Genomic DNA, 12038 nt, shown 5'->3' with positions numbered 1-12038 from the left:
CGGCGGGGCAGGGGAGCGGGCGTGGCGCGGGCTTCGGGGTTATCCTCGGGGCCCGTGCTCCTGCCCGTCCTCACCGGTGTGTGGTTGTCGCTGTCCGGTGCGCTCGGCACGGAGCTGCGGCGGGACGGCTACAGCTTCCGGCCTCCGGACACGTTCCGGATGACGCGCTGGGAGCGCTACACCGGTTCGCAGGTGGGCGCGGTGTCGGAGGACGGCGTGCGCACGCGCGGCCTGTCCGCGGCGCTGGCGGACGGAGAGGGCCCGGACGCGGCCACGTTCCTCATCGCCGTGGTGGATGGGGACTTCTCCGCCAGTCCTTCCGAGCGCGATTCCTTCTCCACCGCCGTGGTCCAGCACTTCCAACGCGAGCTGGGCGTGGCGCTGACGCCGGAGCGGGTGGACCGCGTGGGCGGTCCCGTGCCTCGGGTGGAGGTGCTGGGGACGCTGCGTGAAGCAGGGCAGGTGCGCACTGTGCTGGTGACGGGGCTGGCCTCCGAAGGCCGCCACGCCGTGGTGACGGTCAGCGCGCCCGCCGCCCGCTGGGACGCCCTGGCCCCCGGGGTGCGCGCCTCGCTGGAGACCTTCCGCATGGAGGCCCCGGTGGCGGGCGTCGTCTCCCGGCGGCTCGCGGGGGCGCTGGCGGGCACCCTGGCCGGGGCCCTGCTGGTGTCGTACGCGGCCTGGCGCCGCCGCCGGCAGGGGGAGGGGCCGGCCACTCCGTAGCGTGGCCTGACAGGAGGGCCAAGGCGTCCCCCGGTGGGGCTCGCGGTGGGATACGGTGCCGCCGCCCATGTTCTCCCTTCTCCTTGTCGCCGTGCTCGCGCAGGGGCCCTCGGCTCCTCCGGAGCCTTCGGCGTCTCCAGCCCCGCCGGTGGTCCTCCCGGCGCCGGACGCTGGCGTCGCGGACGCGGTGGTGCCGCCCCTGCCGGTGGCGTCGCTGCCTCCGGCCACGCACGACCTGTTCCGCCGCATCCAGGGCCGCGTCTCGCAGGTGCGCATCATCGAGCGCCGCTCCGGGACGAAGTCCTCCATCGGCTCCGCGTTCTTCGTGAGCGCGAAGGGCCACGCCCTCACGAACTACCACGTCGTCTCCGACCTGGTGCTCCACCCGGAGGACTACACCGCGGAGCTGGACCGCGGCGACGCGACGGTGCCGGTGCGCCTGCTCGCGGTGGACGTGGCGAGCGACCTGGCCGTCATCCAGGTGGACGCGCCCATCAGCGACTACTTCAAGCTGGAGGAGCACGAACCGCCGCAGGGCACGCGCCTGTTCGCCATGGGCAACCCGCGCGACCTGGGCACCACCATCGTGGAGGGCACCTACAACGGCCTGGTGCGCGACGCCCTCTACGAGCGCGTGCACTTCACCGGCGCCATCAACCCCGGCATGAGCGGCGGGCCCACGCTCAGCGGCGAAGGCGGCGTCGTGGGCGTCAACGTGGCCACCATGGGCAACCAGGTGGGCTTCCTGGTGCCAGTGGCCCGCGCGCGGGCGCTGCTGGACAGGGCGCTGGAGCAGGGCGCTCCGCCGGAGCCCGCCGCGCTGATGACGTCCGTGAAGGATCAGCTGCTGGCCAACCAGCAGCGCATCACCGACCGGCTGATGGCCACGGACCTGCCGAAGCAGTCGCTGGGCGAGTACCGCGTCCCCGGCCGCTGGAGCCCCTTCCTCAAGTGCTGGGGCGACACGCCGCATGATCCGGAGACGCCCTACACGGTGACGAGCTACCAGTGCTCCTCCGAGGAGGACATCTTCCTGTCCTCCAGCCACCGCACGGGCGTGGTGGCCTACCTGCACCAGCACGTCGAAAGCCAGAAGCTGGGCGCGATGCGCTTCTCCGCGCTCTACAGCACGCTCTTCTCGCAGGACCCGGACGCGGTGTCCGCCACGCGCGAGGACGTCACCAACTTCCGCTGCAAGTCGGAGTTCGTGGACGTGAACGGACTCACGGTGCGCGCCGCCATCTGCCTGCGCGCCTACCGCCGCTTCCCGGGCCTCTACGACCTGGTGCTGCGCGCGGCCACGCTGAACGCCTCCACGCACGGCGTGGACACCAGCCTCACGCTGGGCGGCTTCTCCGCGGAGAACGCGCGCAAGCTGGCGCGCCGCTACCTGGAGGGTCTGTCGTGGGTGAAGTGATCTTCCTGGAGGTGCTGGAGGGGGACGCCGTCCAGTCGCGCCACCGGCTGGACACGCTGCCGGTGACGGTGGGTCGCGGCTACGCCAACGACATCATCCTGGACGACCCGAAGGTCTCCGCCGAACACCTGCGCCTGGAGCGGCGCGAGGACGGCGCGGTGGTGCTGCATGACGTGGGCAGCGTCAACGGCACCTTCAGCGTGGAGCCGTGGGCGGTGCTGAAGGAGCTGGTCATCACCCCGGACGCGCGCGTGTCCGTGGGGGACACGGTGCTGCGCTTCCGGCCCCGCTCCTTCGTGGTGGAGGACACCGTCGTCAACGAAGCCCCCGAAGCGCCCAGCGAGCGCCTGATCGAGCGCCCCCGGGCCTTCGCGCTCACGCTGCAGGCGCTGGTCGTGGCGTCCTTCATCTCAGAGCGGGTGACCCAGTTCCGGAAGACGGACTGGGGCGACCTGCTGATGTCCGCCGTGGTGCCCCTGGGGCTGGCGCTCCTGTGGGCCGGCGGCTGGTCGCTGGCGAGCCGCATCGCGCGCAAGCGCTTCCACTTCCGCGTGCACGCCACCATCGCCGCCCTGGTGCTGCTGGGCTTCGCGCTGCTGCCGCCCCTGTTCGCGCTCGTGAGCTTCAGCTTCTCGCTGGGCTCGTGGCTGGCCTTCGTGCGCATGCTGGCCGTGTTGGGACTGGTGGGGTGGGGGCTCTACTGGCACCTGCGCTACGTGACGCGCTGGAGCGGCAGGCGGGTGGTCCGCGGGCTCGTCATCGCGTCGGTGGGCGTGATGGTCCTCACGAACGCGTCGGAGATGCTGGGCAACGAGCCCTTCAGCGAGGAGCTGGAGTTCCCCCGCTCGCTCCTGCCGCCGGTGCTGCGCCTGGCCCCGGCGCACTCCATGGACTCGTTCTTCGAGGACGTGAAGCCGCTGGAGAAGAAGGTGGACGCGCTCGTGAAGGAGCGCTGAAGACGCGTCCACCCCTGGCACCGCTCTACAGGCCGCGCACCGCGTGCGGCTTGTAGGGGGCCTCCAGCGCCTTCACTTCTTCGGGCGTCAGCTTGAGGCTCACGGCCTTCACCGCGTCCTCCAGGTGCTCGGGCTTCGTGGCGCCGATGATGGGCGCGGTGACGACGGGCTTGGACAACAGCCACGCCAGGGCCACCTGCGCGGGCGGGGCCTTGCGTCCTTCCGCCACCTGCTTCACCGCCTCCACCACGTCCCAGTCCCCGGGCTGGTTGTAGAGCATGGGCGACAGCGTGTCCGAGCCCGCGCGCGTCGTGGCCTCCTTGTCGTCCAGCGACTTGCGCGAACCCGCGAGCAGCCCGCGCGCCAGCGGCGACCACGGGATGACGCCCACGCCCTCCGCCTCGCAGAGGGGCAGCATCTCCCGCTCCTCCTCGCGATAGACGAGGTTGTAGTGGTTCTGCATGGACACGAAGCGCGCCCAGCCGTTGCGCTCGGACACGCTGAGCGCGCGCATGAACTGCCACGCGTACGCGGAGCTCGCGCCCAGGTAGCGCACCTTGCCCTGGCGCACGAGCTGATCCAACGCGGACAGCGTCTCCTCGATGGGCGTGTTCGGGTCCATCCGGTGGATTTGATAGAGGTCGATGGTGTCCACGCCCAGCCGCTTGAGGCTCGCCTCGCACGCCTGGGTGATGGCCTTGCGCGACAGGCCGCGCTCGTTCTGGCCCTTCCCGGTAGGGAAGTAGACCTTCGTGGCCAGCACCACCTCGTCCATGTTCGCGTACTTGCGCAGCGCGCGGCCCGTCACCTCTTCACTGACCCCGTCCGAGTACATGTTCGCGGTGTCGAAGAAGGTGACGCCCAGCTCCACCGCGCGGCGGAAGAAGGGCTGCGCCGACTCTTCGTCCAGCACCCACGGGCGCCACTTCGGGGTGCCGTAGCTCATGCAGCCCAGGCAGATGCGGGAGACCCGCAGGCCGGTGTGTCCCAGGTTCGTGTACTTCATGGGTCCGCTCCTTCGCGTGTGGTGCCAGGGATGTTCGCTGCTTGCGTATTGCCCGGCATGAGCGAGCGCTTCAACCTCCTGTCGCCGGAAGTGAAGGCCAACCCCTATCCCACCTACGCCCGCATGCGCCGCGAGGCCCCCGTGTGTCAGGTAGAGCCCGGTGGCATGTGGGCCGTGTCGCGCCATGAAGACGTGCTGCGCGTCCTCAAGGACCCCCAGCGCTTCTCCTCGCAGGGCTTCCGCGTGGCCACCAACCCGCCCTGGCTGGGCGGCAATCCCTTCTCCGAGTCCATGCTCACCCTGGACCCGCCCCAGCACGGCCGCCTGCGGGTGCTGGTGCAGAAGGCGTTCGGCGCGGGCGCCATGGCCCGGCTGGAGCCCCGCGTGCGCGACATCTGCCGGCAGGCGGTGGCGGAGCTGCCCCGGGGCGTGCCGGTGGACCTGATGCCTCCGTACGCGCTGCGCATCCCGGCCGCCGTCATCAGCGAGCTGTTGGGCCTGGACCCCGCGCGCGCCACGCGGCTGAAGCAGTGGGCGGACCTCATCACCGGCGGCGTTACCACCGTCCGCCCGGAGGAGGAGGACCGCAAGCAGAAGGCCCGCGACGCGGTGGCGGAGCTGCGCCAGTACTTCGGCGAGGTGCTGGACGCCCGCGCCCGCGCGCCCGGCACGGACCTGGTCAGCGAGCTGCAACAGGCCCGCGTGGACGGCGAGGCCCTGTCCAAGGACGAGCTCATCGCCTTCATGGCGCTGCTGCTGGTGGGCGGCATCGAGACGGTGGTGCACCTCTTGGGCGCATCGCTCGTCGTGCTGCGGGAGTACCCGGAGATCTGGGCCCAGCTGCGCTCGGACCGCTCGCGCATCCCGGCCTTCATCGACGAGGTCCTGCGCTACGAGCCGCCCGCCCAGGCCGCGCCGCGCCTCACCACGGAGGCCGTGGAGCTGGGTGGGGTGAGCCTGCCCAAGGGCGCGCCGGTGCTGGTGCTCCTGGGCTCCGCCGCGCACGACGACGCGCACTTCCCGGACGGCGACCGCTTCAACCTGTCCCGCCCCGGTCCTCAGAACCTGCCCTTCGGCCACGGCATCCACTTCTGCCTGGGCGCCCAGCTGGCGCGCCTGGAGGGCCGCCTGGCCCTGGAGGCCCTGCTGGACGCCTTCCGCCACCTGCAGGCCGGCCCGGAGCCAATGACGTGGCACCGCACGCTGGTGGTGCGCGGGCCCGCCACGCTGCCGCTCGTGCTGCACCCGCACTGATGCGAAGGCAGGGCAGGGCAGCCCCGCAAAGACGACGGGCAGGTCCCCCGTGAAGGGAACCTGCCCGCGTCACTTCAAACCATGGACCTCGTTACGCCCGGACTTCCGCCGGGGGCGTGTCCGTGGTGGTCGCCGGGATGGCGGCGCCCTCCTTGAACGGAGACGTCTCCAGCGCGGCGCTGAGGACCTCGTCCATCTTCGTGGCGAAGATGAACTCCAGCTCGTTCTTCGCCTGATCCGGCACGTCGATCAGGTCCTTGCGGCAACGCTCCGGCAGGATGACCCGCTTGATGCCCGCGCGGTGCGCCGCCAGGACCTTCTCCTTGATGCCGCCCACCGGCAGCACCAGGCCACGCAGCGTGGCCTCGCCCGTCATCGCCGTGTCGTGCCGCACCCGGATGCCCGTCAGCAGGCTGGTGAGCGCGGTCAGGATGGTGACGCCGGCCGAAGGACCATCCTTGGGGATGGAGCCCGCGGGGAAGTGCAGGTGGATGTCCGTCTTCTCCAGGAAGTTCGGGTTGATGCCCAGCGCCTCCGCCTTGCTGCGCAGGTAGCTCAGCGCCGCCGTGGCGGACTCCTTCATCACGTCGCCCAGCTGGCCGGTCAGGGTCATGCCGCCCTTGCCCGCCATCTTGGTCGCTTCGATGAAGAGCAGGTCGCCACCCGCCGCGGTCCACGCGAGGCCCGTCGCCACACCGGGAACCTCCGTGCGCTCCGCGACCTCCGAGTAGAACGTCTCGGGCCCGAGGATCTCCTTCACGCGCTCCGCGCCGATGACCTGCTTCTCCAGCTTGCCGCCGGCCACCTCCACAGCCACCGCGCGGCAGATGTCCGCGATGCGGCGCTCCAGGTTACGCACGCCCGCCTCGCGGGTGTACGACGTGGTCAGGATGAGCAGCGCCTCGTCCTGCACCTCGATGTGGTCCCCGTTGAGGCCGTGCTCCTTGAGCTGCTTCGGCACGAGGTGGATGCGGGCGATGGCCTGCTTCTCCTCGAACGTGTAGCCCGTCAGCTCGATGATCTCCATGCGGTCCCGGAGCGGCCCGGGGATGGGATCCAGCTGGTTCGCCGTGGCGACGAACATGACCTTCGACAGGTCGAACGCCACGTCCAGGTAGTGGTCGCTGAACGTGCTGTTCTGCTCCGGGTCCAGCACCTCCAGCAGCGCCGCGCTCGGGTCGCCGCGGAAGTCCGCGCCCAGCTTGTCGATTTCGTCCAGCATCATGACCGGGTTCTTCGTCCCGGCCTTCTTCATGCTCTGGATGAAGCGGCCCGGCAGCGCGCCCACGTACGTGCGGCGGTGGCCACGGATCTCCGCCTCGTCACGCACGCCGCCCAAGCTGAGGCGCACGAACTTGCGGCCCGTGGCCTTGGCCACGCTCTGGCCCAGCGACGTCTTGCCGACGCCCGGGGGACCGACGAGGCACAGGATGGGCCCGCGCATGTCGTTCTTCAGCTTGCGGACGGCCAGGTACTCCAGGATGCGCTTCTTCACCTTCTTGATGCCGAAGTGATCCTTGTCCAGCTGCTGGCGCGCGTTCTCGATGTCGAGGTTGTCCTCGGACACCTTCGACCACGGCAGGTCCGCGATCCAGTCCAGGTAGGTGCGCGCGACGGTGTACTCGCTGGAGGCCGCCGGGATCGTCTTCAGGCGGTTGAGCTCCTTCTGGGCGACCTTCTCCACCTCCGGAGGCAGGGCGGCCTTCTTCAGGCGCTCCTGCAGCTCGTCGAGCTCCTCCTCCTCCTCGCCCATCTCGCCGAGCTCTTCCTTGATCGCCTTGAGCTGCTGGCGCAGGTAGTACTCGCGCTGGGTCTTCGACATCTCGCCCTTCACGGCGGAGTCGATCTTGTTGGAGAGCTTGAGGATCTCGCGCTTGCGATTGAGCAGCTCCAGGACGAGCTTCATGCGCGCCTTGAGGTCGACCGTCTCCAGCACGGCCTGCTTCTCCTCGATGGGCACGTCCACGTTGGCGGCGATGAGGTCCGCCAGGTGGCCCGGATGCGTGATGCTCTCCACCAGCTCCGTGGCGGCGGCGGGCAGCTCGGGCATCAGCTCGATGACCTCGCGCGCCAGCTTCTTCAGGTTGATGCCCAGGGCCTCCACTTCGACGTTCTCGCTGGAGGTCTTGTCCTCCACCGCGTCGACGCGGGCCTTGAGGTAGGGCGCTTCCTGGACCAGCTCCATCACGCGGAAGCGCGCGAGTCCCTGGACCACGAGCGAGTAGTTGTCCTCGCCCATCTTCAAGAGCTTCACGATGCGGGCGACGGTGCCCATCGTGTACAGGTCGGACGCGCCCGGATCCTCTTCCTCGGCGCGGCGCTGCGTCACGACGCCGATGACCTGGTCGTCACGGACGGCGTCCTTGATCAGCGCAATCGTCTTCTGGCGGCCGACGGCCAGGGGCAGCACGCCGCCGGGGAAGAAGACACTGTTGCGCAGCGGCAGGATGGGCAGCACCTGCGGAATGTCTTCCTTGTTGATGAGCCCCGGAGGGGCCATCGCGGTGGGCATGGCGCTGGCCGCGGTGCCCTTCTTCTTCTCGTCAGACATGGGAGTTCGGCCTCTTCCTTGCTTGAACCCGGTCAGCAAGCGGCCGGGCCGGTGAACCATCCGGTTGTTTTCTGCGGCGGATGAACCAACGTAACAACCAAACGGGACATGGCAAACGCGATGTGCGTTATTTCCGTGCCTCGTCTTCTGTACGACGCTCCTCTATGTAACGGCCCAGAAGTCTCGCGTCCGGCGAAGGGGTGGGGCATGCTCGCCCCCTCTCACGCCTGATGCGGTGCGCGAGCGCGCGTCCCCGCACTGGAGGACGATGTGAAGCTCCACACCTGCGCCCACCTGATGTCGCTGTCCGCGCTCCTGGCGCTCGGATGCCACTCCCCCGTGGATGATGATGGCTCCACGGTCCCGGACGCCTGCGAGGCGACCCCTCCGGTGGTGGCCCCCCAGAAGACGGACATCCTCTTCGTCATCGACAACTCCGGATCCATGAGCGAGGAGCAGCAGGGAATCGCCACGGAGTTGCCTGCCTTCCTGGCCGCGCTGAAGGAGGGCAACGGTGTGTCCCAGGACTTCCGCGTGGGGGTCATCACCACCTCCGTGTACCAGCGCCAGCTCTTCCCGGATGGGGCGGACGTCATCCGCTCCTTCCCGGATCAGGAAGGCCGACTGCAGCCGGTGAGGGACGAGGCGAACCAGCCCACCGCCGAGCGCTTCATCGAAGGTTCGGATCCGCTGCTCTTGCCCAAGTTCCAGCGGCTGGTGGACCAGGGAACCTCAGGCAGCGGTCAGGAGGCGCCCTTCGAGGCGGTGCGGCTGGCGGTCGCCTCGCCGCTGGCCACCCAGCCGCTGGCGGAAGGGGGCAACGGGGGCTTCCTGCGGGACGACGCCCGCCTGCTGGTGGTGGTGGTGTCCGACGAGGAGGACTGCAGCTCCAAGCAGCGGCCGCCCCCGGTGGCGCTGGGCGTGGACCGGGCCGTGGACTCGTGCACGGAGCAGGGGGACAAGCTGACCCCGGTGTCGGAGTACTACCAGGACTTCCAGAGCCTGCGTGACAGCCAGGGCGCGTCGCGCGAGGTGCTGTGGGCGACCATCGGGCCGGTGGCGGTGGAGGACAAGCGCGCGGAGCTGATCGTGGACACGACGGGCGGCACCACGAACGTGCGCAACGTCGACTGCCCGACGTCCTACGGGCCCGGCTACCGGCAGAGCGACATGGCGAAGGCGTTCGACGCGACCCGGGCGAACCTGGATTCCATCTGCAAGACGAGCTACCAGCAGACGCTCCTGGACATCGCGGACCTGGCCACGGTGGCGCAGAGCGTGTCCGTGGTGAACCTGCCGGATCCGCGGCTCGCGGTGGTGTACGTGACGCGCGCGGATGGCTCCGTGCAGACGTGCACGGCGTCCAACGGCGACTTCCGCTACGAGCCGCCCAGCGGCGACCGCTCCGCGCGCATCTTCTTCCTGGGCCCGTGCCTCCGGCGCGTGGGCGACACGAAGGTGGAGGTGAAGGTGCTGTGCGCCGGGTAGCCCGGAGCTGATCCGCCAGGCCTCACCCGAAGGGCCCCGCGAAGGACGCGGGGCCCTTTTTCGTGGCTTGAGCACGTGACCTGTCATGTCCGGTGCCAGAAAAAGAATGCGCGCGGATCCGCCCCGTTCCGTCGAGCGGAGCACCCGACGCGACAGGTCCGGTGCACCCGGAATGACGCCTGCTCGGGTGTCAGACGGCTTCGGATACTGGCCCCATGCGCGCGCGGTGCGCGAGGCGAGGAGGCCACATGGGCGCGGCGGTCGAACGGTCGGGGTTGGCGGTGGTGGAGGAGCTGCGCGAACGGATCCGCCAGCTGCAGGCGGCGCCCCGCCGCGCGCTGTCGGTGCTGCGCACGGGCGTGGACGCGGTGGACGCGCTCCTGCCTCAAGGGGGCTTGCCGCTGGGGCACTCCGTGGAGCTGTGCGGCGAGGCGGCGTCGGGGCGCACCAGCCTGGCGCTGCGCGCGGTGGCGTCCGCGCACCGGGAGCTGCGCCTGTGCGCGTGGGTGGATGGTCCGAAGGAGCTCTATCCCCCCGCCGCTGCGGCGCTGGGCGTGTACCTGGAGCGGCTGCTCGTCGTGCGGCCCCAGGCCTTCGCGCAGCGCGTGTGGGCCGCCGTGCAGCTGGCGCGCAGCGGTGCCTTCACGGCGGTGGTGGTGGACCTGACGCTCGGCGTGGGCGCCCCGGGGCGTCCGGAGCGGCTGGCCCTGACGGAGGCGCGCAAGCTCGCGGACGCGGCGGCGCGCGGCGGGACGCTGGTGCTGCTCTTGACGTCGCCGGAGGCGCCCGCGGACGGGCTCGCGCGGCTGCGGCTGGAGGCCCGGGGCGTCCAGGGCTGGTCCGTGGAGTTGGAGCGCAGCCGGGGCGGGGGCGTGGGGACGCGCGTCGTGAGCCCCTGGCGGGAGCTCTACCCGGAGGTGGGGCTGGATTCCGGGGCGCGGCTCTTGGACGCGGACGTGGAGACGCCAGAGGCCGCGGGGCCGGGCTTCTACCGGGACCCCGCCGATCGCGTGCGCAACGGCATGGGCATCCTGGGCCAGCGCCCCGGCCGGGACGCGCCCATGCCTCCGCTGGGGAGCGCGCTGTCCCCGGACGGCCGCTGACAGGAAGGAGGGTGGGCCATGCGGAGGGGCTACCTGCACGTCACGCGCTTCCCGGTGCAGCGCAAGGTCATTGAGTCGCCCGCGCTCGCGGGCCAGCCGCTGGTGCTGGTGGAGGAGGTGCGCGGCCAGCGCCGGGTGGCCTTCGCGTCCACGCGCGCGCTGAAGGCCGGCGTGCGGCCGGGGATGACACTGACGGCGGCCACCGCGCTGGAGCCCGAGCTGCGCAACTTCCCGTACCGCTTGAAGGACGAGGCCCAGGCGCTGGCCGCGCTGGGGGAGTCGCTGCTCGGCCTGTGCCCGGGCTTCCAGCGCGACGCGCCGGACGGGCTGTGGTTCGACGCGAGCGCGGCGCACCTGGTGGGGGGCGAACGGGAGCTGGCCGCGCGCGTGCTGGAGCTCTGCGGCGAGCAGGGCTACCGGGCGCACGTGACGGTGGCGTCGGAGGCGTTCACCTCGCGGGTGCTGGCGCGGCATGGCTCCCGGCGGGTGGAGGTGGTGCCGGAGGGGCAGGGCGCTCGGGCGCTGGCGCCGCTGCCGCTGGGCGCGCTGGAGGACGCTGCGGCGAAGGCCTTCTCCGTCCTGGGACTGTCCACGTTGGGCCAGGTGGCGGCGCTGCCGGCCGGGGCGGTGACGGCGCGAGGAGGCGCGGCCGCGGCCCGGGCCCATGCGCGGTGCCGGGGCGTGGACGACACGCCCTTCACGCCGGAGCCCCTGGAGGAGGCGCTGGAGGACCGGGTGGTGCTGGACGCGCCCGCGGACACCTTCGAGCCCGTGCAGTTCGCGCTCAAGACGCTGCTCGACCGGCTGGGCGCGCGGCTGTCCGGGCGGCAGCGGGCGGCGGTGCGGCTCACCTTCGTGCTGCGCCTGGACCCCACCGGCGAGGCCCAGGTGCCGCTCCTGCTGGCGCGGCCCACGGCGCGCGCGAAGCTGCTGTTGGACCTGGCGCGGCACCGGCTGGGGGAGCTGCGGCTGGAGCGGCCGGTGGCGGAGGTCGCCGTGCGGGTGGACGCGCACGACGAGGACCTGGGCCAGCAGCTGGCATTGGGGGACGCGCCGGAGGGGGACGCGGCCCTGGAGGGCGTGCTGTCGCGGCTGGCGACGACGCTGGGTGAGGGGGCGCTGTTCGCCGCGTCCCTGGAGGCGGTGCACCGGCCGGAGTCCGCGCATACGCCCCGGGCCTTCCATCCTCCGGAGACGCGGCGAGGCCTGCTGTCCCCGTCGGGCCCGCTGGCTCCAGCTCCGGAGGCAGCCGCGCCCATCACCGTCTGGCGCGAGACGGGGGCCGCCCGGGAGCGGCCGTCGCGGCTCTTGGCCCAGCCGGCCCGGCTGGACGCGGAGGTGACGGCGTCCGGGGAGCTGCTGGCGGCGAGGCTCGCGGGGCGGCGGCACCGGGTGACGGCGATGGCGGGGCCGGAGCGCCTGGGTGGCGAGTGGTGGACGGACACCCCGTACCAGCGGGACTACTACCGCGTGCACTTCGAGGGGCTGGGGCCCGCCTGGGTGTACCGGGACGGGCGGGACGGGGACTTCTACCTGCAGG

General features: G+C 71.4%; 9 protein-coding genes. 7 read left to right on the top strand and 2 right to left on the bottom strand.

Features of this window, described 5'->3' with window-relative positions; all coding sequences use genetic code 11:
* Nucleotides 1-54 precede the first annotated feature (54 nt).
* The 3 genes from D7W82_RS13595 to D7W82_RS13585 all read left to right on the top strand — a co-directional run bounded on the left by D7W82_RS13595 (nucleotide 55) and on the right by D7W82_RS13585 (nucleotide 3096).
* Entirely contained in the window at nucleotides 55-723 is a 669-nt protein-coding gene (locus tag D7W82_RS13595) for a hypothetical protein (RefSeq protein WP_120563047.1), read from the top strand.
* 67 nt (nucleotides 724-790) lie between these two features.
* Complete coding sequence (locus D7W82_RS13590) at nucleotides 791-2140, top strand: serine protease (RefSeq protein ID WP_120618761.1); 1350 nt, start codon at nucleotides 791-793, stop codon at nucleotides 2138-2140.
* Entirely contained in the window at nucleotides 2128-3096 is a 969-nt protein-coding gene (locus tag D7W82_RS13585; protein WP_120618760.1) for an FHA domain-containing protein, read from the top strand. The genes D7W82_RS13590 and D7W82_RS13585 overlap by 13 nt, the downstream gene beginning before the upstream one ends.
* A gap of 25 nt (nucleotides 3097-3121) precedes the next feature.
* Here D7W82_RS13585 and D7W82_RS13580 read toward each other — a convergent pair whose 3' ends face one another.
* Nucleotides 3122-4102 carry an aldo/keto reductase gene (locus D7W82_RS13580; protein WP_120618759.1) on the bottom strand — a complete coding sequence of 327 codons (981 nt, stop codon included), beginning with the start codon at nucleotides 4100-4102 and terminating at the stop codon, nucleotides 3122-3124.
* A 57-nt stretch (nucleotides 4103-4159) separates the two neighbouring features.
* Between D7W82_RS13580 and D7W82_RS13575 the strand changes: the two genes are divergently transcribed.
* Entirely contained in the window at nucleotides 4160-5356 is a 1197-nt protein-coding gene (locus D7W82_RS13575) for a cytochrome P450 (RefSeq protein ID WP_120618758.1), read from the top strand.
* Between the two features lie 91 nt (nucleotides 5357-5447).
* Here D7W82_RS13575 and lon read toward each other — a convergent pair whose 3' ends face one another.
* Nucleotides 5448-7907 (bottom strand): endopeptidase La, encoded by a 2460-nt coding sequence (gene lon, locus D7W82_RS13570; RefSeq protein WP_120618757.1) that lies wholly within the window; start codon nucleotides 7905-7907, stop codon nucleotides 5448-5450.
* 270 nt (nucleotides 7908-8177) lie between these two features.
* Here lon and D7W82_RS13565 point away from each other — a divergent pair, with 270 nt between their 5' ends.
* The 3 genes from D7W82_RS13565 to D7W82_RS13555 form a co-directional block, all read left to right on the top strand.
* The gene (locus D7W82_RS13565) at nucleotides 8178-9395 is read left to right on the top strand and encodes a vWA domain-containing protein (protein ID WP_120618756.1); all 1218 of its coding nucleotides are present in this window, start codon (nucleotides 8178-8180) and stop codon (nucleotides 9393-9395) included.
* A 248-nt stretch (nucleotides 9396-9643) separates the two neighbouring features.
* Nucleotides 9644-10498, top strand: coding sequence for an ImuA family protein (locus tag D7W82_RS13560; protein ID WP_120618755.1), 855 nt, complete (start codon nucleotides 9644-9646; stop codon nucleotides 10496-10498).
* A gap of 18 nt (nucleotides 10499-10516) precedes the next feature.
* The coding region (locus D7W82_RS13555) for a DNA polymerase Y family protein (protein ID WP_147439323.1) at nucleotides 10517-12038 on the top strand (1522 nt) is incomplete at its 3' end.

Source organism: Corallococcus sp. CA049B, from assembly GCF_003611685.1.
Lineage (GTDB): Bacteria > Myxococcota > Myxococcia > Myxococcales > Myxococcaceae > Corallococcus > Corallococcus coralloides.
This window is presented reverse-complemented; position numbering and strand designations above follow the sequence as displayed.